The following is a 20,942-nucleotide window of genomic DNA, read 5'->3' as shown; positions in this document are numbered from 1 at the left end:
AAAGAGCCAAAAACCTTAGCAGAAAATCTTAAACCCGCCAAGATCACTTCGTCTCGGTGAAGCAGCTTCTATACCCCCAAACACCTACACGTCAACCCCTAACCAAAAAAACACTTAAAACCCCAGAAAACCAACACCTAAGCCGATTCATAAACCCATAAAAACTCTTAAAACCATCATAAAAATAATCATTAAATATGTTACAAAATGTCCATGAACGGCGCGGAGCCATAAAAACAATACCAGCGGACAAAGGCTGCCACGCCATCAATCAGCTCGGTCCGGGGCTGCCAGCCTGTAAGCTGGCGGATGGCGGTAATGTCGGCCCATGTTTTTTCCACGTCCGCTGCAGGACGGGGCTGGCCGTCAATAAGGGCTTTGGTTTCCAGCACCTCTTCGAGCGCTTCTATGAGTTTGCGCACGCTCTGGGGGCGCTGGCTGCCTACGTTGAGCACCCGGGCCATGTCAGGTGCGGGGGGCTTATCAAACACCGCCAGCACGGCGGACACCACATCCGCAATAAATGTAAAATCGCGCGAGAGGGCGCGACCACCATACAGCGGGACTGGCCGCCCCTCCATAATGGCGCGGGCAAAGCTGTAATAGGCCATGTCCGGCCGCCCCCACGGGCCATACACGGTAAAAAACCGCAACCCGGTCTGGGGAATACCATACAGGTAACTGTAGGTGGAGGACGCAAGCTCCGCACTGCGCTTGCTTACGGCATAGAAGGAGGCAGGCTGCTCCACTGGGTCTGTCTCGCAGAACGGCAGTTTACTGTTGCGGCCGTAAACGGAGGAAGAAGAGGCGTAAACCAGATGCTCCAGCCGGGGCAGCCTGCGGGCCATTTCCAGCACGGCAATATGCCCACGCACGTTGGCATCGGCGAATACATAAGGATTGTCGAGTGAGTGGCGGACCCCTGCCTGCGCTGCAAAGTGGAAAATGCCGCGCACATGCGGCTCTCTGGCAGCAAGCGCCATAAGGGCATCGGGCTGGCTGATATCCAGCCCATGCAGGGTAAAGCCGGGATATTGCTCCAGCAGGAGCAGGCGGCTTTTTTTTAAATTCGGGTCCGGGCAGGGTGTCAGGTTATCAACCCCGATCACCCGGTCGCCACGTTCGAGCAATGCCCGTGCAACATGAAAACCAATAAACCCGGCTGCACCGGTTACCAGAAATGTCAAATTCCCGCCTCGTGAGCTAAGTGCACCCAAGCTCCGCCAGCCCGGTGCCATGTAAGGTGCTTCTAGCGGAGCAGGGGTGGCACGTCAGGGCTTTTTTACGGCTGGCTGGACTGCCTGTGGCACGGAGGCAACGGGGACTGCCGCTGCCAGAGATGCCGCCTCCACCTTGTCCCCCACCATAATGCCCAGTCTGGCGGTGACGCCACCAGCCAGTTCCAGTGTCGCCAGTGCAGGGCCGTGGCTGCTGATATGGGCCAGACTTTGCGGCACGGCGTTTTCCACAATCGCCTGCACACGCAGGTCGGGGCCGATAAAAACAATATCCAGCGGAACAAGGGTGTTTTCCATCCACATATCGCTCTGCTGGGGCGCACCCCACGGGAACAGCATGCCTCCATCGGCTGGCACCTGTGTGCGGAACATCTCGCCTACCTGTTGCTCACGTGGGGTTCTGGCCAGCTCGACAGAAAAAACATGCCGACCCGAAGCCGAGACAATGCTCAGCGGCTCTTTAGCCAGAACCGGCTGGGCCTGCGTGGGCTCTCCCTCTTCCGCCAGAGCGGGCAGGCCCCATGTTGCCCCCGCACTCCCCACCAGCGCGGCCATAAGCAGCCCGAACAGTTGTTTGTTCTTCACGTCCTGTTTTCTCCTGCACTCAGTGCGCGTCCTGCAAAAACGGGTTACCCGTCCGCTCCGCGCCCAGTGTGGACAATCCACCATGACCGGGGACTATCACAATATCATCCCCCAGCGGCAGCAGCTTTTGGCGTATACCCTGTATAAGCTGTGCACCGTTCCCATAGGCAAAATCCGTCCGGCCGACAGAACCACGGAACAGCACATCCCCCACAAAGGCAAAGCGGGCGCGCTCATCCACCAGCACCACATGCCCCGGTGTATGGCCGGGCACATGCACCACACGCAACTGACAGCCCAGATACTCCAGCACCTCTCCATCACGCGCAAAACGGTCGACCGAGGCGTTCTCCAGCCCTGAAAGACCAAAATGGCGGGCCTGATCGGTTATGGAAGAGAGCAAAAACGCATCACGCTCATCCGGCCCGACCACCGCCGGACGGGGCTTGCCCTGCGCCTCCAGCCCACGGCACAGCGCCATAACACCTCCGGCGTGGTCCAGATGGCCGTGGGTCAGCACAAGGGCCTCCACGTTCAGGGACCTGCGACTTACAAAATCAAGCAGCACATCCGCATCTCCCCCCACATCGACCATGATGCACCCCCCCGTCCCTTCATGCCACAGGATGGAGCAGTTCTGCCGGAACGGAGTAACCGGAACGATGCGTAGCTGCATGCCGGGGTAGGAAACCTGCATATGTGACCTCTCTTTTGCGCCGTGTTCTGGACAGTATGCCAAAAAAAAGCTGCCAGACGGAACCATCTGGCAGCTTTCCGTATGCGACTTAAGGCTTTTTTAGCCCGGCAGCACCCAGCCGGTGGCCGGAATATCAAAATGCTTATGCAGATCATGCGCCGGAATGTTGGTCAGGTCCTTGATCAGCGTCTTGATCACCTTGGCTTCGGCTGGCTTGCTCAGATGGGTGCGGATATCGTGCATAATGGGAGCAGGGGCAGCAATAACAAAGCCCGCCACGTTGGCACCATGGGCAACCATGGCGTTAATACGATCCGCCACGTTACGGGCAAAACCTTCCTTGGCGGCTGTGCGGGGGTCGGTTTCGGGCGGGAGTTTGCCAGGGGTATCTTCGTGGCCTTCAGCCTTAAGGTCCGTTACGTCGCGCATTTCACCCTGCGCATCATGCAAAAAGCGTACTTTGCCGCCATCAGCCGCCACGTAAACAATCAGGCCGTCTCGTTCTTCAGTCATGGAAAATATATCCTTAGGTCCAAAATCGTACAGCCCGTCCCCATTGTTGCTGTGCAGTCACGCGGCTTCTGGCCTGTTCTGCTGCCAATGGGCAGTCTGTGTGCATAGTGATATAGGCAACGATCATGACAGTTCCAGCCCCCCCTCCCCAACTCCTGACCCCACTGGACCATGCGCTGGCCTGGGCGCGGGGGGGTGAGCCCACCGCCCTTGCCACCGTAACCGGCACGTGGGGCAGTTCTCCCCGCCCTGCGGGGAGCAGCATGGCCATAAGCGCCAGCGGTGCGGTGGAAGGCTCGGTCAGCGGTGGATGCGTGGAAACCGATGTCATGACCCACGCTCAGGACATTATGGCCGGAAGCCCCGCACAAACACTGGAATATGGTGTCAGCAGCGCCCGTGCGTGGGAGGTCGGGCTGGCCTGTGGCGGGCGGCTGGACGTGCAGGTGGAAGCCATAAACTCCCCCGCCTGCCCCACCGGAACCTTCCCCCTTGCACTGCTTGAACGGGCCTGTGCGTGCATGGCAAACCGACAGGCGGCAGCCTTGGTCCGCCTGCAAAATGGTACGCAGCACGCACTTGTTGTGCAAACCGGGCAGGGCAGCTCTGTGCAATTTGGTGCCTGCCCGCCCGAAATCTGTGCGGCAGCCCATGCCCGCATGCAACACGGCCGGAGTGGAGCAGAGGCCGACGCCACCGGGCAGGAGTGGTTTGTGCAGCCTCTGGTGCCAGCCCCACGCCTGCTTATTGTGGGGGCTGTCCATATTGCCCAGTCTCTGGCGCACATGGCCAGCATGATCGGGCTGGCCCCGATTGTGATTGACCCACGCGCGGCACTGGCTACGGTCCAGCGTTTTCCCGGCCTTGTTCCGGGGCAGACCCTGCTGGCCGAATGGCCGGACGAGGCCATGCAGACACTGGGCATAGACCCCATGACCGCCATTGCCACCCTGACGCATGACGCCAAGCTGGATGACCCCACGCTGGAGGAAGCCCTGCGCAGCCCCGCATTCTATATTGGTGCGCTGGGCTCGCGCAAAACGCAGGCCAGCCGCATGGAACGCCTGCGCGCACTGGGCTTTGCCAAGGCAGAACTGGCCCGCATACGCGGCCCCATAGGGCTGGCCATAGGTGCTGTAGGCGCGGAGGAAATAGCCCTATCCATTCTGGCCGATATTGTGGCCGTGCGCAGGCAGGCCCCGCTGGCGCAGGCGCGCGGGTGGCAATACCCCTGATGCTCCCCGCGCAGGGCGGTGCTCTGGCACAGAGACTCGCAGGCACTCTGGCCATTGTGCTGGCGGCAGGCCAATCCTCCCGCACAGGAGCGCAGCACAAGCTGCTTGCCCCCGATGCCACAGGCTGCCCCATGCTGGTCCGTACCCTGCGCAACACCCTGCGCAGCACAGCCGCCCATGTACTGGTGCTGCTCCCCCCCAACCGGCCAGAACTGGCCGCCCTGACCCACGACCTGCCCGAATACGGCGCACGCCTGAGCACACAATATGTGGTGGATGCAGCAGATGGACTTTCTGCCTCGCTTCGGGCGGGGGTCCGCGCGGCACAGGCCATGCCTGCCACCAGCCTGCTGGTCTGTCTGGGCGATATGCCCCTTGTACCCACCCATCTGCTGAACGCCCTGCTTTATGAGCAGCACACCACGCAAGCCCCCGCCATGGCCGCGCAAAGACACAACAAGCCGGGCAACCCGGTTGTATGGTCCAGCACCCAGTTTGCCACTCTGCTCGGAATCACGGGGGATCAGGGCGGACGGGCCATCCTGCGCGCACTTGGGCCCGCCGTGCGCCTGCTCCCCGCCCCGGCAGCCCTGCTGGAAGACTTTGATACCCCCGACAGACTGGAACAGTTTGCCCGCATGGCGCCACCCCCCGGTTGACCGCAGCCCCGATCGCTCCGAAAACTGTGGAACCGCATGTGCTTTGGAAGCACATGCGCCTTTTGTTCCGACCATCCACAAGGAAGTGTTTTTTATGAGCAAAATCCTGCGCACCAACCCCAACCCGATTCTGTCCGCTGCGGTGGAATACCACGGCTTTGTGTACACTCAGGGTGTTGTCGCCCGTGATCTGGACCAGGACATGGAAGGCCAGACCCGCGACGTGCTGGCACAGCTTGATGCCCTGCTCGAACAGCACGGGACCGACAATACCCGTCTGCTTCAGGCCCAGATCTGGCTGAAGGACATTAACGACCGCGACAAGCTGAACACCCTGTGGAGCGCCTGGCTGCCAGAAGGCATGGCCCCTGCGCGCGCCTGTGTGCAGGGAATTCTGGCCGACCCGCGCATGCTGGTTGAAATCATGCTGGTCACCACCAAATAAGCCAGCCTGATCTGCCGGGCTGACCTTTTGCGGACGTGGTTTTTTAGCCACAGATGCACCGAATCAAAATCAGCCCGGCTTTTATCCCCTGCTTGCCAGATATGGCCTGTCACGCTGAATTAAGGCAATCTCGTGACAGATTATAGGAATTAATTCCTATTTTTTATTTTCAACCCGGTTCTTTTTGGCAAATAGTCACTTTCGTGTTTTTGCCGCGCAAACAACGCTTGCCTGATCTGCATTGATGTTTATACCTGACCCCAGAACATGCAGCTGACCTAAAACTAAAGTAAGCCAGGGAAAGGCAGATACGATGCAGGATGGACGGTCTAAAAAGCTAAAACTTACGCTGGCCGTTGTGTCCTTTGTTACTGCTTCCTTCCTCACCTGCACGGCTCAGGCACGCACGGCTCACCGCAACGTGCATGCCGCATCCGCCCACCATCACCGCCACTCCGGCCACGTGATCCAGTGCGTAACCTATGCCAAGTCCGCATCCGATGTGGTGCTGCGTGGCAATGCGCGGGACTGGTGGCACAATGCCGCCGGTGTGTACGACCGGGGGCTGGAACCCAAGGCAGGCAGCGTTCTCAACTTCCGCGCCACACGTCGTATGCCACTTGGCCACGTTGCCGTTGTGCGTAACGTTGTGGACAGCCGTACCATTGTGATTGATCAGGCACACTGGGCGCAGGCCGGGATCAGCCGCAACGTGTCTGTTATAGACGTGTCTCCCAACAATGACTGGTCTGCCGTGCGCGTGGCTCTGAACAGCCGCAGCAGCTACGGCTCCATCTACCCTACCTATGGCTTTATCTACCCCCATTCGGCCAGCAGAAAGGCCACCCCCGACAGCCTGAAGCAGGAAGTCATGACGGCCTGGGCCAACAAGGTACCTGCCACCCAGCTGGCGCAGGCACCTGCCGGGGCACAGCCTGCCGTCTCAGCTCCGTAAGCAGTTTACCTGCTACCCGCGCGTTCATACCCCGCTCAGTCAGCCTGAACGGGGTATTTTTTTACCATGTTTCTGGCCTGCACCCCTTACCCCGGCGGGCCAGAAGCGATGCGGACACGCACAGCACTTTCCAGCACATTCCAGCTTGCCTCAAAAAAATGACGTTTGACAGCGTCAGTTGCAAATGGCTTGCGCCCGCTTAACACCTGATGCAGCGGCCAGCCTGTTACCAGACCGCGCAGGCTCATTTCCAGCACCGCGATTTCGGCCAGGTTCCCCGGTGTGTTCGGCCAGCCCAACACCTTGCCCAGCAAAATTTTCATCCGCTCGTGCAGCAGTTCTATAGCCCGGTCCAGATCTTCCGTAATACTGGCAAACTGCTGACAGTCCATAATAAGAATCCGGTAGGTTTCCACCGTTTCCGGCACCAGCAGAAAATCCAGCAGACGACGCTGCATATCCTTTATGGCGTCCATCGGGTTGGCCACGCTCCCCGGCTCAACCTGCAAAATGCCGACAAGGTCCTGGCAGCGTTCTTGCACCACGGCCCTGAACAGCTCTTTTTTTGAAGGATAGCGCCGATAAATCGTTGCCTTGGAGCAACCGATAACCTTGGCAATATGCTCAACAGACGTGCCTGCGTATCCTGCGCGCATGAATACCGTGGTCGCTGTGGCAATAACCGTACGGTCCAGTTCTTCTGCCGCCTCATACGACGGGCGACCACCCGTATGTGCTACTCCGTCTGCCATAAACCCGGTCAACCCATCTGCTGTTTACCCAAAAACCCGGCTCCACATTACTCCCTCTGCCTGTAGCAGAAAAGCCAGTGTCAGCCCCACAGGAGGAAACACATGCCAGATAATTGCCCCGGCAGGCAGGATCAGTCGGGCACAAGCTCCATATCCAGCCGGGCAATCTGCCAGGACATGAGAACACCCTGCGCCTGTTCGGCCAGATGCACATCCACGCCGTGGGCATTTTCCATCAGCATGACTCCACGCCCCTGCCCCACCACCGCGCTACCTCCGGTTGACCAGTAGGTGCCGCTAAAATCCTCGGGGCGGGTAATGTTGCTGACACAGCCTGCGGCGGAAAAAAAAGCACGCCCCACCGCCAGCACACCACCACCGTGCACCACAATCTGGTAGGTATGCCCACCCAGTTCGAGCGTACCACGCCCCCACTGGTAGCCAACCACAGCACCAAGTTCCTCCACCCGCACATTCAGCCGCCCATCATTTGGCCCGCAGACCAGCGGCTGCATTACAGGCTGGGACTGGGACTGGGACTGGGACTGGGACTGGGACTGGGACTGGGACTGTTGGGCCAGCGCCGGGAAGGCCGCAAGCCAGAACGTGACTGCCAGCCCTCCGGCAATGCCCCGAGCGCCCTTATGCGACCAGACAGGCCGCAAAGTATTGGCACGCGCATACACCCGCTGCACCATGCCACACCTCCCCCGCAGGAAAGCGTAAAACAGGGTAAAGCGCCTGCGCCATAAAGGCGTCACACGCCCACGTAATGGCTCTGGCGTGAAACAGGTGGATAAATCAGCCAATACTGGCACGGATTTTTGCATCCTCTGGCATAGGGGCAGCCCCTGCCGGAGCCAAAGGCAGGTTTGGCTGATATTTTAAGAAACGAAACTGTTTCGTTTTTATTCTGCGCTTCAGCCTCTGTCAAACGCTAACCCCATGACTGAAAAACCTCTCCATACATTGTCCGGACTATCTACCACATACTCGCGGACAACAGGCTCCTGCCAGGCCCGCATGCAGGCCCGAATGGCAAGACCAACACCGCCAGAAAACACGCCCGCGCTACACGCCACGGACGCGGGCACCCTGCCCTCCCCACAAACACAAAGGGCGGCCCGGAGTAAAACCTCCGGTCCGCCCTGCTGTAAGCCGATGGTGTGGACGATAATTATTCCATCCATTCCGCAATATCGGGGCAGGAACACACAAGGTTGCGGTCCCCGTATACGTTGTCGATCCGGGCGACATTGGGCCAGTATTTGGTGGCCGGGCTGACACCGGAGGGGAAGCACGCCTGCTGGCGGCTGTAAGAGTGCTCCCATATCTGTGCCGTAACCGCAGCACCCGTATGCGGTGCGTGGCGCAGCACGGACTGCTCGGCCGTAACCGTGCCCTGCTCCACCGCGCGCACTTCTTCACGCATAGCCAGCATGGCATCACAAAAGCGGTCAAGCTCGGCCTTGCCTTCGGATTCAGTCGGTTCGATCATGAACGTGCCCGCAACCGGAAAACTGACCGTGGGGGCATGGAACCCGTAATCCACCAGCCTCTTGGCCATGTCATCCACGGTCACGCCCGTTGTATCCCTGATCGGGCGCAGGTCCAGAATACACTCATGCGCAACCCGGCCCTTGGCCCCACGGTACAGCACCGGATAGGCACCGGACAGACGGCTGACAATGTAGTTGGCGTTCAGGATTGCCACCTGCGTTGCACGTTTCAGCCCTTCATCCCCCATCAGGCGGATATACGCCCATGAGATAGGCAGGATAGAGGCCGAGCCAAACCGGGCCGCACTGACGGCGACATCCACCGCCGCATCCGCCGGATTACCCGGCAGGAAGGGGGCCAGATGGGCCCGCACGCCAATAGGCCCCATGCCCGGACCACCCCCGCCATGGGGGATGCAGAAGGTCTTGTGCAGGTTGAAGTGACTGACATCCCCGCCATAATCCGCTGGCCGGGCAAGGCCGACCTGCGCGTTCATGTTAGCGCCATCCACATAAACCTGCCCGCCTGCCGCATGCACCATATCGCAGATGGCGCGCATGTTCTCTTCAAACACGCCATGGGTGGAGGGATAGGTGATCATCACAGCGGACAGGTCCGCCGCATGGGCAGCAACCTTGGCCTGCATGTCTTGCAGATCAATGTTGCCTTCCGCATCGCATTTGACCACCACCACGCTCATGCCCGCCATCTGGGCGGAAGCCGGGTTGGTACCATGGGCAGAAGCGGGAATAAGGCACACATTGCGCCCGCCCTGCCCGCGCGCGCGGTGGTAGGCACGAATGGCCAGAAGGCCCGCGTACTCGCCCTGCGCACCCGAATTAGGCTGGAAGGACACCGCATCATACCCGCTGATCGCGCACAGCCAGCGCTCAAGGTCGGCCAGAAGGCTCTGGTAACCCTGTGTCTGATCAGCCGGGGCGTAGGGGTGCAGGTCACAAAAGCCGGGCCACGTAATGGGCAGCATTTCCACCGTGGCATTCAGCTTCATGGTGCAGGAGCCAAGGGGGATCATGGTCCGGTCAAGCGCCAGATCCTTGTCAGACAGGCGGCGCAGGTAACGCAGCATATCGGTCTCGGAGCGGCAGGAGCCAAACACGGCCTGCCGCATGAAGGCGGACTGGCGGACCAGCGCCACCGGCACGGTCGAGGCAGCCTGACCCAGCTTAAGCGCCATATGCCCCATGCGGTCGCGGTCGGTGCAGAACACGGCCCATACGTCGAGCACGGTCTTGATTGTGCTGGTTTCGTCCAGACTGACGCCAATGCGGCCTGCCTCTGCGTTGCGCAGGTTCAGGCCCATTGCATACGCACGGGCCAACAAGGCGGGGGCGTCGTCGCCCGCATCGACTGTTATCGTGTCAAAGAACGCGGTGGTCCGTACGGTTACGCCAAGCGCGCGCAGGCCTTCAGCCAGCGTGCATGTCAGCCCGTGCACACGCCGGGCAATGGCTTTAAGCCCTTCCGGCCCATGATAGACCGCATACATACCCGCAATAACGGCCAGCAGCACCTGAGCGGTACAGATGTTGGATGTCGCTTTTTCGCGCCGGATGTGCTGCTCGCGCGTTTGCAGCGCAAGGCGGTAGGCGGGACGGCCCTCGCTATCAACCGAAACCCCGACAAGGCGGCCGGGCATGCTCCGCTTATACGCGTCGCGCACGGCCATATAAGCCGCGTGCGGGCCGCCAAACCCCATGGGCACGCCAAAACGCTGGGTGGAGCCAATGGCAATATCCGCCCCCATCTCTCCGGGGGAGGCCAGCATGGTCAGGGCCAGCGGGTCGGCTGCCATAACGGCAATGCCACCAGCCGCATGCAAGGCCTGCACGCAGGCGCGCGGATCGGTCAGTTGCCCCGAGGAGCCGGGGTACTGGAACAGCGCGCCAAACACGTCTGCCGCGTTCAGGTCTGTGGCGGGGTTGCCTACCTGTATGCAAAAGCCCATGGGCTCGGCGCGTGTTTTAAGCACGGCAATGGTCTGGGGGTGGCAGTCCTCATCCACAAAGAACGTGCTGGAAGCAGACCTGGCAACCCGTCTGGCCAGCGCCATGGCTTCCGCTGCGGCCGTTGCCTCGTCCAGCAGGGAGGCGTTGGCAATGTCCAGCCCGGTCAGTTCGGTGACCATGGTCTGGAAGTTCAGGAGCGCTTCCAGCCGTCCCTGACTGATTTCTGGCTGGTACGGTGTATAGGCCGTGTACCAGGCCGGGTTTTCCAGAATGTTACGCCCGATCACAGCAGGCAGCACGGTGCCGTAATAGCCTTGCCCGATCAGGCTGGTGAGCACACGGTTCTGCCCGGCCAGCATGCGCAGATGTGCCAGCACCTCTGTTTCGGTCCAGCCTTCCCCCAGCCCCAGCGGCTGCCCGACCCGAATGGCGGCGGGCAGGGTCTGGGCGGTCAGCTCATCAAGGGAGCTGGCACCCACCGTGCGCAGCATGGCGGCCTGCTCATCTGGCGTGGGGCCAATATGACGGGAGGCAAAGGCTGCGCCATCGGCCCGAAGCCCTGCAAAAGCGGGCAGGTTTTCAACTTGGGAGAACATGCGAGGAACGATCCTGATACACACGGGTAAACGCAAAACAACAGGGAACACCCCGCCGCGTATGCGCGCACCGTTCTGGCGGGCATACGGGCGCGCCGTTCAGGCGGGCAGGGTGGAGCGGGGCGGCTCAGCCAATAAAGGCGGCGTAGGCCTCTGCATTCATCAGGCCATCAAGCTGTGCGGGATTGCTCAGACGGAACTTGACAATCCAGCCCGCACCCTGCGGGTCGGAGCTTACGGTGGAGGGGTCATCTGCCAGAGCTGCGTTGCCTTCCACGATCTCGCCATCCACGGGGGCGTAAATATCGGATGCAGCCTTGACCGATTCCACAACCGCCACAGCCTCACCCGCCTTGACCTGCGTGCCCGCGGGCCGTGTTTCCACAAACACCAGTTCACCCAGCTCATCGGCTGCATGCTGGGTAATGCCCACCACGGCCGTATCTCCGTCCACGCGCAGCCATTCGTGTTCGCTCGTAAAATACAGGGTCATTGCCTTAATACTCCGTAAGGCCCCGAACAGGGGCCTGCCTGAAAAATGTTGGAACGAAAAAAGCGCTTTAACGCCTGAAGCGCGCAGGCACCAAAGGCAGGGCCGCCACGCGGGCAGGCACACCACGCCCGCGCAGTTCTGCCACAAGCTCCGTGTGCACAGCGGCGTGGGGGGTGGCCACATACCCCATGGCGACCGGTGCCTCCAGTGTGGGGCCAAACGCACCGGATGTGACCTCGCCCACCTTGTCGGCCAGAGCTGCATCTGCATACAGGGGGGCGCCGTGGCGCACAGGGGCGCGACCGGTTGGCAGCAGACCCACACGGCGGCGGGTTACGCCTTTTTCAAGCTGTTCAAGAATAATATCCGCCCCCGGAAAGCCCCCGGCACGCGCCCCCCCGGTGCGGCGGGATTTCTGGATAGACCATTCCAGCGCTGCTTCCACAGGGGTTGTGGTCTCATCAATATCGGAGCCATACAGGCACAGCCCGGCTTCCAGCCGCAGGCTGTCACGTGCGCCAAGGCCGATCAGCCTGACCTGCTGGTGCTGGAGCAGTTGGCGGGCCACGCGGTCTGCATCCTTGGCGGAGAGAGAGATTTCATACCCGTCTTCCCCCGTATAGCCCGAGCGCGAGACTATGCAGCGCGCACCATCAATTTCGAGCATGCACACATCCATAAAGCGCATGCTGGCGGCATCGGCGTCAAAGCTGCTCAGCACGTCCTGCGCCAGTGGGCCTTGCAGGGCCAGCAGGGCGCGGTCCTCCAGCTGTTCAACCAGACAGTCGGCCAGATTGTCCTGCATATGGGCAAAGTCGGCCTGTTTGCATGCGGCGTTCACCACCAGCAGCAGACATTCCTCCAGCGCAATCACCATCAGGTCGTCCAGAATACCGCCCGATGTGTTGGTGAACTGCGTATAACGCTGCCGGTTGGTTTTAAGGCCCACAATATCGGCGGGTACCAGACGTTCCAGCGCGCGGGCCGCGTCCTCCACATTGCCAGAGCGTGCACGAATACGCACCTGCCCCATGTGGGAGACATCAAACAGACCCACCTGTTCGCGCACATGGCGGTGCTCGGCCATAATGCCATCCGTATATTGCAACGGCATGGAATAGCCTGCAAACGGCACCATTTTGCCGCCAAAATCCTGATGCAGGGTGTAGAGGGGAGTATGAAGGAGAGAAGAATCGGTGCCCATGCACGCCGCCTTACAAAAAAGGCCCAAACTCCGCGCGCACCCTATGCCGGGCACAAGACAAAAACACGGAGCTTCGGACCGGACCGTCCGCTGCCCCTTCTGTGCCTTTGCCTGAGATCGCTATCCCGTCGGCGGGTGCGAACGCACCTCTCTCCAGAAGTTTAGAGCGCAGGGTCCTTTTGCCTGAGAGTTTCCGGGGCGGTTGCTCCTTCGGCGCCAGCTTTTTACGGCTGGTCTCTCCCTCTGCGCGGGTGCGACCGTGACATTATTTGCACGGCAAGTCAATCACGGTCGCGGGGGTGCCTTTACGCTCTGGCGTTGGGCAGATGCCTTGCAATATAGGGCGGCAGGTTAAAGGAGCCGGTATGGATTTCTGGCGTCCAGTACTGGGTTTTCCCCAAAATGCCAGCCTGTTCGGCACGGGCGCGCACAACGGCTGTCTCCTGCCCGGCGGGGTTTGGCCCCTTGGAGGCAATACCCAGCGTCATAAACCCGCCAACATAGGTTGGCACAGCGGCCACATAGGCAGACACATGGGGGAAATATCTGGCCCGGCGGACGCTGGTTTCAAACAGTTCGTCAGCCTGCATGAAGGGCACGCCACACTGGTTGACAATCAGCCCCTCCGCACTGAGCACGCGGGCACAATGTTCATAAAAACTATCGGTAAACAGGACTTCGCCCACGCCAATGGGGTCCGTGCTATCCACAATAATCACGTCAAATGTGCCATCAGCCGCTTTGGCAACGTAGTCGATCCCGTCACCCACGATCACTTCAGCCCGGGGGCTGGACCAGGCATCCCCCGCAATGGATGGCAGATGTTGTTTGGAAAGTTCGATGACTGCGCCATCAATTTCCACCATTACGGCTTTTTCAACACCGGGGTGTTCCAGCACGCGGCGCAGCACGCCACCGTCCCCCGCGCCAATGATCAGCACCCGGCGCGGTGCCTTGTGCGTGAACAACGGCACATGGGTCAGCATTTCCTGATAAACGAACTCATCACGCTCGGTAATCTGCACCACGCCATCAAGCAGCAGGACGCGACCGTGAGAATCGCTTTCAAATACGACAATATCCTGAAACGGGCTTTTAACGCGCGCCAGTTCCCGAACAACACGGAAGCGCTGGCCCCAGTTGTCGTACAGGGTTTCTTCAATCCAGTTTTCAGCCATTTCAGCCATCCTTGCCATACACGGCGCGACGGCTTTGCCCAATGCCTGGGCAAAGCCGTCGTTCAATACCGATAAAGAGGAAGTTTGCGCTTTATCCGCGCGGGCTTTTAAGCCTGCACGCGGCCGCGGCGCTCTTCACTTACGTCCAGCTGCTCGGCCTGAAACAGGCGCTGCATGACCGGAATAGCCAGATGCGGGTCGCATGCGCCACACATGAAAATATCGACCGCCGCAAAGTTGCGTTCGGGCCATGTGTGGATGGAAATATGGCTTTCCGCCAGCACAACAACGCCAGACACCCCGCCATTGGGTGTAAAATGATGGAAATGGCTGTGCAGAATGGTTGCCCCTGCCGCCAGAGCCGCTTCACACAGGGTGCTGTCGATTTTTGCGGGATTGTCCAGATTGGTGGCCCCCCACATATCAATCAGCAGGTGTGTCCCTGCAAATTTTTCGCCGTCTTTTTCGACGAAATAATCCTTGCGATCATCATCTTCAAATGTGACCGGAACAGAAATTGCCTGGTTATTGCTCGGGAGTTCCGAGACCATCCCCAGTTGAGCAAGTGCGTTCATTGACGTACCCCCAAACCAGTAGACAGCCTGTTGGGCGAAATTAATCGCCCCCTTGGGCCAAGAGCGCGCTAACTAGGGCTTTTTACCCCATAGGTGCAAGAACTATTTTGGGCCTTTAACAGATTTGTCAAATAGCGATGGCAGGCCATACCCGCCGAGGGACACAACCGGTGCTTTACGCCCCTGCCTGAGAAGGGCCGTAAACCGCGCCTGCCGCTCCGCCCCAAGGGCGCGCCCCGCCACCCATGCGCGCAGGCTGTGCAGGGTTTCCGTATCCCCTGCGGCGGCGGCGTCCGTTGCAAGCCGAATCACCAGATCACGCTGTGCGGGGCTGAGTTCACCCTGTTCTGGCAGGGTGCGGCTGGCAAGACGCCCCACCACCAGCACAGCCTGCGCCCATTGCTGGTCCTGCTCATACAGAGCCCCGCGCACGGACAGGCCCACATCCGATTCATCCTCGGCCAGAAGGGTCTGCGCACCCTCGCGGTTGCCGCTGGCTGCGGCCAGTCTGGCCTCATCATACCGGCGGCGGGCGGCAAGGTCTTCTGGCAGATCGGCCAACGCACTACGCTCAAGCGCACGCAGGGCAAGCGGGCGCTGGCTGCCCTGAAGTGCGGCCTGCGCAAGCTGCTCCTCTATATCCGCCCGCATCAGCGGTTCTATGGCCAGCACATCCGCCTGCTGCAAAACGGGTATGGCCTGCCCGAACTGCCCCATATCCACAAGCTGCCGCCCAAGCCCTGCGAGCAGTTTGGCCTTGAGCGGGTCATCTGGCACGTGGCCCATACTGGCCCTTGCCAGCGCAAGCTGCCGGGCACGGTCCGTAGCAGGCGCCACATCGGGCACGCTCCCATGCCCGCTCCGCTTCCGCCCCACCGCTCCATGGCCATTATGGGAGAGAGCACCCTGCGCCACATCCGCACGGGGTGGGCCAAACACCAGCGCAAACAGCACCGTGCGCCACGCCGCATCCAGCCTGTCCTGCGGAACCTGTTCGGATACGCCAAGCCCGTCCAGCACCCCCGCTGCGCGCACGGCCTGCCCGCTCCGTGCCAGAGCCTGCGCGTAAACCAGCCGCAACGCGGGCATAATATTCACCTCACCCTGTTGGGCGCTGGGGGCCGCCCTGGCCCCTTCGGCCATCTGTGCAGCCAGAACCTGAGCATAGGCCTGTGCGGCCATATCCGGCCCGATCTGGTCATGCGCCAGCAAAAAACCCACGAGCTCCATCCGCGCCATATCGGCCGTGCGGTCATTGCCGGAGGCGGTCAGGTTTTCCAGTGCAACGCGTGCGGTTTCGGGCTGTGCGCTGCGGGCCTGCACCATAATGCGGGCAAGGTTGTATGTCGGGTCATCTGGCAGGGAACCCAGCACCGCGCGCTCATCCAGCCCACCAAACCGGGCCAGATACTGCGTAACCCGCAGCATAAGCCATGCGCGTACAGGAGCGGGGTACTGCTCCAGCCGGGCATAACCGCGCGCCAGCAAAACGGATGTGGGCACGCTGTCTGCGCCGCTGAGCATAAAATACGCGCCACGCCATAACACCATGTCCGGGCCAAAGGCCCAGTCCGCACTGGCCAGCGGGGCTGCCCCGGCCATGTCCCCGCTCAGCAGGGCCGCACAGGCGCGCAGGGCCTGCACACCCGGCCCCGGCCAGCCGCCACGCACCACACCCCCCATATCTGCCGTGCCACCACCATCATGCCCGCGCCACTCAGGCAGGGCGCGCAGCAGGTCCCATGCCTGCTGGGGGTAACCTGCGGCAAACGCCGCCTGTGCCGCCGCGACCCGTATGGCCCATGTGGTCATGACCACGGCCTCCGGCTGCCCCGCCAGAACGGTTGCGGGGTCTCCCCCCGCCTGACCCAGAGTGTCCCGCGCCCTGCGCCATTTCTGTAATAACTGGGGGGTGGGCGCATCCTGCAGACCTAGCCAGAACCAGTCCTGCCCCTGCCGTACGCTGGCACTGGGAGAGGGGGCGGGCAGGCCAACCGGCACGGGCTGGGCGGCTATGGCCTCCAGCACGGGTCCGCTGGGGGTGGGCTGCATGAACAACTGCGCCGAATCCGCCGCCACAACCACCCCTGCCACGGTCGGGCGTATGGCGTACCCTACGGCCGAGCGGGGCTGCAAAGGGGTTTCCACCTGTCGGGTGGTGGCCACAAACAGCCTGCCCCCTGTTACAGGGTCCGGCAGGGTCACCACCCGGCCGGGCTGGCTTTGGGCAAAGAGGATACGGGCAGGTAGCGCCACCATCTGCACCGCCCCTTCCGCGCGCGCGCCACACCCCCCCGGACGACCGGCCTGAACGGCACAGAGCAGCCAGCCAGCCTTTTGGCGCAATACCGCAATATGCGGGTGGTCCGGCAGGTAAATCCGCAGCAGGGTCGCACCATTCAGCGCCACGCTTTCACGCCGGTCGAACATGCTTCCCTCACCGGGCAGATGGAACAGGGCTGGCAGGGCACGGTCCACCACCACCATCAGTTCCGGCCCCGACCAGAACGCCGCAAGCCCGGTTGCGCTGTCGAGCGGCAGGAACAGGCCCGGTGCCATATCAGCCACGCGGGGCAGTGCATCCGCCTGCACGCTGGTGACTGGCAAAGCATGCAGGCCATCGGAGTGGGCCACATCCTGCACGGCAGGGGGCGTGGCACGCAGGGGAGCGGCATGCGCGCAAGGGGCGAGTCCCGCCAGCATGGCGCCAAGCAGCATGGCCCGCCCCAAACCCGCACGGACCAGCCCAGCGGAAACCCCCGCAGCCACGGCACCCCATGCAACCGGGTCTGGCATATGCCTGCCCGGCCCACCACAGGCCGCGACCTGCTGGTTTACCCGGTGCTCTGTCTGCCTCGTGTCTGCCACGTTCCCTGCCTGTTTCTTGTAGTACCGGCCAGCCCGGCCCACGCCTGTTAGCCCGCGCAGGCGGCGCACCCCATGCGTCAGCCCCGTACCCGCTCTTTACCCCAGCATGACAAAAACCAACATGGGCTGCTAGAACACCAGATGTGTTTTAGCCAGCACCCCCCAGCCCCGCCACCACAGGAGCGGCCCCGTGCTTGACCGTTTTACCAGTATGCAGGTTTTCGTTAAGGTGGTGCAGCTTGGCAGCTTTAGCGCGGCAGCGCGTGCGCTGGCGCTCTCCCCCACCATGGTCACCAAGCATGTCACCACGCTGGAAGACCGGCTGGGCGTAACCCTGTTCCGCCGCAGCACACGCCACCTCTCGCTCACCGAGGCGGGACGCCTGTTTCTTGAAGGTAGCCAGCGCATTCTGAGTGACATGGAGGACATGGAGCTTGCCGCAAGCGCGCAGCGGCGCGAAGCACGCGGCCACCTGCGGCTGAACGCGCCTGTCTCCTTTGCCATCCGCTACGTGGCGCCCTACCTGCCCGGGTTCAACCGCTTGCACCCGCATGTGAGTGTGGAACTGGGGCTGAACGACCGCACCGTGGACCTGATAGACGAAGGCTGGGACCTGACCCTGCGCATACGCAAAATGCCCTCCAGCACCCTGCGCAGCCGCAGGCTGGCCACCATTCGTATGGTGGTGTGCGCCGCCCCTGCTTATCTGGACCGTGCAGGCACCCCCACCCGCGTAGAGGACCTGAGCCAGCACCAGTGCCTTGGCTACACGCTCAGCAGCACCAACAGCGCAAACCGCTGGAGCTTTGGGGAGAAGGGCGAAAAAACGGTACCTGTTTCCGGGCCGCTCAGCGCAAATAATGGTGATGTCCTGCGTGAAGCCGCACTGGCGGGCGAAGGCATTGTGTATCAGCCGGTCTTTGTTGTGAGCGAGGAACTGCGTACAGGCCGCCTGCGTGCGCTGGCACTGGACCTGCCCCCCGTAGCGGGGCCAGACCTGCACGCGGTTTATGCGCCTGGCATAAGCGTATCTCTTAAAATCCGCGCCATGATCGACTATCTGAGCCAGTGCTACGCCCCCATTCCGCCGTGGGAGCAGGCGCTGGCTCACACGCCGTAAAAACCCACAAGCACAGGGCATGCTGCGGGCCTGACACAACAGGCCGGCGTGTGGAGCCCGCGCGAGCAGTCCTGACCGTGGCCGCTCAGTCCCACGCCAGAGCCGCTTCCATACCCTGTGTGGCGGAAAGGACATGCTTCTGGGGGCGGCCAAGGTAGTAACCCTGCGCCTCCGCACAGCCCATGTTGCTGACCATGCGCAACTGGGCTGCTGTTTCCACCCCTTCTACCGTAACCGTCATGGCGCGAATGCTGGCAATGCCCAGAATGGCCTGTATGATTTCCTTGGCGGTGGGGTCTGGCAGCGCCTGAATGAAGCTGCGGTCAATTTTGATCTTGTCGAATGAGAATTTCCACAAATAGCTGAGTGAGGAATAACCGGTTCCAAAATCATCCATGCTGATCTTGCAGCCAAGCGCCTTGAGTTCGTTCAGAATAACGTTTTTATACTCGTATTCATCCATCAGCACGCTTTCGGTTATCTCCACCTCAAGACGGGTGCCGTTCAGGCCGGTTTTATCCAGAACATTTTTGACAATTTCAGGGAATTTTCTGTTTTTTAGCTGAAGAGGGGAGACATTGACCGAAACATTGATCTGCTCTGGCCAGTTCAGCGCCTCGCTACAGGCCAGATGCAGGATCCGCTCCCCCAACTGGTGGATCAGCCCTGTTTCTTCTGCCAGACGGATAAACACATCAGGTGGAATCATGCCGCGTTCGGGGTGGTTCCAGCGGGCCAGCGCCTCGTAGGACTGCACCTTGCGTGCGTGAATGCCGTAAATGGGCTGATAGTGCAGTAACAGCCCCTCCCCCTCCACCAGCCTGTGCAGGGCAGCAACAAGTTCGGCCCGCTCCAGAATTTCGTAGCTCAGCGCTGTATCAAACAGCTTGTGCTGGCAGCGCCCCAGAGCCTTGGCACGGTAGAGCGCCATATCCGCATATTGCAGCAAGGTGGTGATATCCCCCGCCTGAAGCGGAAAGCCCGCAGCCCCGATGCTGGCCCCGGACTTGGCCTCCGCCCCCTGAATGACGTAGGGGCGACCAAGGCTTGTCACCAGTTCCTCCAGCCGGGATTCAATCTCGTCCAGAGGGCCGCCATGCTGCCAGATAACCGCAAATTCATCGCCCCCCAGACGGGCTACAAAATCCTCCTCGCGGCAGCAGGCCTTCAGCCTTGCAGCGGCGGCGATCAGCAGTTCATCCCCCCCGCTATGACCATACATGTCGTTGATGGATTTGAAGTAATCGAGGTCTATGTAGAGCAGCACGAACGGGTTGTTCAGGTCCTGCGACATCTCGCTCAGGCGGATACCCAGATAATAACGGTTGGGCAGGCCGGTCAGGCTGTCGTAATGGGCAAGGCGCTCGATCCTGCGCTGGGCATCACGGTATTCGGTAATATCGTCGGCCACGCAGAGTTTCCAGCGCATGTTGCCATCATCATCGGCAATCAGCAGGTCATGGCGGGAGACCACGCGCGCACGGCCCTGGCGGTCCAACAGTGTTTCCTCCACCGCTTTGGGCTGCTGGTACAAAAACGGGTCTTCGGCCAGTTCGCCGTCCAGTTGCAGGGGGGCGTCAAGGAGCATGTCCGCGTAGGGCGCTGCGGTCTGCAGGCCGTATTCCTCCGCGGCCTTGTTATGCACAATGATGTCACCTGTTCTGATATCCCGCACCTGAATGGCGGTGGGAATATTATCCACTATACCGGAAATAAAGGATTTATCACGCATGATGGTTTTGTTGGCCTGCCGAAGTTCGCCCGCAATCTTGTTGAGCTCGTTAATGGTATCCATGGCCTGTGCGTGCAGGGAACGCGTAAGGCTGAGTGCAGAACCCAGACCGTAATACTGGCCACATTCGGTTATGATAAATTCGTTGATCTGGTTGAGTGAGCGGATATTCAGGATTGTCGCAACAAAGTCGGACACTTTTTCATGCACATCCACCAGTATGGGTTCACATTCCATCAGCAGGGAGATCGGGCGGTTGGCGTACACCTCGTACCCAAAACGCTGGCCCAGTCGCAAAAAAAAGTCCCGCCGCTGCACAATACCTATGGGCCGGTTGCACTCATCGACTACGGGAATACCCGCCAGTTCCGCATCATCCTGAAAAATAGACAGAACATGCGACCCCGCCTCCGTCGCGCGAACGGGCTCTACCCTGCTGGCAATATCGCGCATCTGGCGCTGGCTGGAATACGCGGGCACGTCCACCTCTAATAAGCGCAAGGTCATGTTTTTTCGCCTCAATCCAGCCCGCAAGGTCAGGACGGAAAAATCCTTAACAACCGATCAGTCATACAACAACATGAAAAATAAATGTTTTTTTGTGAACTTATTATTATTTTCTCTAATTCC

18 protein-coding genes and 1 riboswitch are annotated in these 20,942 nt (G+C 60.8%); of the genes, 5 read left to right on the top strand and 13 right to left on the bottom strand.

The features are described 5' to 3' along the window. Nucleotides 1-200: 200 nt before the first annotated feature. From PY793_RS07950 to PY793_RS07935, 4 genes are all read right to left on the bottom strand, one after another. A complete protein-coding gene (locus PY793_RS07950; RefSeq protein WP_275177558.1) occupies nucleotides 201-1,187 on the bottom strand; it encodes an NAD-dependent epimerase/dehydratase family protein in 987 nt (328 codons plus the stop codon). Nucleotides 1,188-1,271: 84 nt separating this feature from the next. Continuing rightward, a complete protein-coding gene (locus PY793_RS07945; protein ID WP_275177573.1) occupies nucleotides 1,272-1,793 on the bottom strand; it encodes a DUF192 domain-containing protein in 522 nt (173 codons plus the stop codon). Between the two features lie 49 nt (nucleotides 1,794-1,842). Beyond that, the gene (locus PY793_RS07940) at nucleotides 1,843-2,520 is read right to left on the bottom strand and encodes an MBL fold metallo-hydrolase (protein WP_275177557.1); all 678 of its coding nucleotides are present in this window, start codon (nucleotides 2,518-2,520) and stop codon (nucleotides 1,843-1,845) included. Between the two features lie 99 nt (nucleotides 2,521-2,619). Further along, a complete protein-coding gene (locus PY793_RS07935; RefSeq protein ID WP_275177556.1) occupies nucleotides 2,620-3,033 on the bottom strand; it encodes a host attachment protein in 414 nt (137 codons plus the stop codon). A 125-nt stretch (nucleotides 3,034-3,158) separates the two neighbouring features. Between PY793_RS07935 and PY793_RS07930 the strand changes: the two genes are divergently transcribed. The 4 genes from PY793_RS07930 (at nucleotide 3,159) to PY793_RS07915 (ending at nucleotide 6,327) form a co-directional block, all read left to right on the top strand. After that, the gene (locus PY793_RS07930; protein ID WP_275177555.1) at nucleotides 3,159-4,268 is read left to right on the top strand and encodes an XdhC family protein; all 1,110 of its coding nucleotides are present in this window, start codon (nucleotides 3,159-3,161) and stop codon (nucleotides 4,266-4,268) included. Next, entirely contained in the window at nucleotides 4,253-4,927 is a 675-nt protein-coding gene (locus PY793_RS07925; protein WP_275177554.1) for a nucleotidyltransferase family protein, read from the top strand. Before PY793_RS07930 ends, PY793_RS07925 begins: the two co-directional genes overlap by 16 nt. 94 nt (nucleotides 4,928-5,021) lie before the next feature. After that, nucleotides 5,022-5,372: a RidA family protein gene (locus PY793_RS07920; protein WP_275177553.1), complete on the top strand. Its 351-nt coding sequence runs from the start codon at nucleotides 5,022-5,024 to the stop codon at nucleotides 5,370-5,372. A 313-nt stretch (nucleotides 5,373-5,685) separates the two neighbouring features. After that, nucleotides 5,686-6,327 (top strand): CHAP domain-containing protein, encoded by a 642-nt coding sequence (locus PY793_RS07915; RefSeq protein WP_275177552.1) that lies wholly within the window; start codon nucleotides 5,686-5,688, stop codon nucleotides 6,325-6,327. An 86-nt stretch (nucleotides 6,328-6,413) separates the two neighbouring features. Here PY793_RS07915 and PY793_RS07910 read toward each other — a convergent pair whose 3' ends face one another. The 8 genes from PY793_RS07910 to PY793_RS07875 all read right to left on the bottom strand — a co-directional run bounded on the left by PY793_RS07910 (nucleotide 6,414) and on the right by PY793_RS07875 (nucleotide 17,460). After that, on the bottom strand, nucleotides 6,414-7,079 hold the full coding sequence (locus PY793_RS07910; protein WP_275177551.1) for a TetR/AcrR family transcriptional regulator: 666 nt from the start codon (nucleotides 7,077-7,079) through the stop codon (nucleotides 6,414-6,416). A gap of 131 nt (nucleotides 7,080-7,210) precedes the next feature. Further along, entirely contained in the window at nucleotides 7,211-7,897 is a 687-nt protein-coding gene (locus tag PY793_RS07905; RefSeq protein WP_275177550.1) for a hypothetical protein, read from the bottom strand. A 359-nt stretch (nucleotides 7,898-8,256) separates the two neighbouring features. Further along, nucleotides 8,257-11,142, bottom strand: coding sequence for an aminomethyl-transferring glycine dehydrogenase (gene gcvP / locus PY793_RS07900; protein ID WP_275177549.1), 2,886 nt, complete (start codon nucleotides 11,140-11,142; stop codon nucleotides 8,257-8,259). A 127-nt stretch (nucleotides 11,143-11,269) separates the two neighbouring features. Further along, nucleotides 11,270-11,635: a glycine cleavage system protein GcvH gene (gene gcvH, locus PY793_RS07895; RefSeq protein ID WP_086647277.1), complete on the bottom strand. Its 366-nt coding sequence runs from the start codon at nucleotides 11,633-11,635 to the stop codon at nucleotides 11,270-11,272. Between the two features lie 67 nt (nucleotides 11,636-11,702). After that, nucleotides 11,703-12,839 (bottom strand): glycine cleavage system aminomethyltransferase GcvT, encoded by a 1,137-nt coding sequence (gene gcvT / locus PY793_RS07890; protein ID WP_275177548.1) that lies wholly within the window; start codon nucleotides 12,837-12,839, stop codon nucleotides 11,703-11,705. A gap of 162 nt (nucleotides 12,840-13,001) precedes the next feature. Next, nucleotides 13,002-13,092, bottom strand: a riboswitch (glycine riboswitch). 52 nt (nucleotides 13,093-13,144) lie between these two features. Continuing rightward, nucleotides 13,145-14,017, bottom strand: coding sequence for a polyamine aminopropyltransferase (gene speE, locus PY793_RS07885; RefSeq protein WP_275177547.1), 873 nt, complete (start codon nucleotides 14,015-14,017; stop codon nucleotides 13,145-13,147). A 107-nt stretch (nucleotides 14,018-14,124) separates the two neighbouring features. After that, a complete protein-coding gene (gene speD / locus PY793_RS07880; RefSeq protein ID WP_275177546.1) occupies nucleotides 14,125-14,592 on the bottom strand; it encodes an adenosylmethionine decarboxylase in 468 nt (155 codons plus the stop codon). Nucleotides 14,593-14,694: 102 nt separating this feature from the next. Continuing rightward, nucleotides 14,695-17,460, bottom strand: coding sequence for a hypothetical protein (locus PY793_RS07875; protein ID WP_275177545.1), 2,766 nt, complete (start codon nucleotides 17,458-17,460; stop codon nucleotides 14,695-14,697). Between the two features lie 190 nt (nucleotides 17,461-17,650). Here PY793_RS07875 and PY793_RS07870 point away from each other — a divergent pair, with 190 nt between their 5' ends. Further along, nucleotides 17,651-18,580: a LysR substrate-binding domain-containing protein gene (locus PY793_RS07870; RefSeq protein ID WP_275177544.1), complete on the top strand. Its 930-nt coding sequence runs from the start codon at nucleotides 17,651-17,653 to the stop codon at nucleotides 18,578-18,580. Nucleotides 18,581-18,665: 85 nt separating this feature from the next. Here the strand turns inward: PY793_RS07870 and PY793_RS07865 are convergent, their stop codons facing one another. Continuing rightward, nucleotides 18,666-20,819: an EAL domain-containing protein gene (locus tag PY793_RS07865; RefSeq protein WP_275177543.1), complete on the bottom strand. Its 2,154-nt coding sequence runs from the start codon at nucleotides 20,817-20,819 to the stop codon at nucleotides 18,666-18,668. Nucleotides 20,820-20,942 lie beyond the last annotated feature (123 nt).

It is taken from the genome of Acetobacter fabarum, from assembly GCF_029069195.1.
GTDB lineage: Bacteria > Pseudomonadota > Alphaproteobacteria > Acetobacterales > Acetobacteraceae > Acetobacter > Acetobacter fabarum_A.
This window is presented reverse-complemented; position numbering and strand designations above follow the sequence as displayed.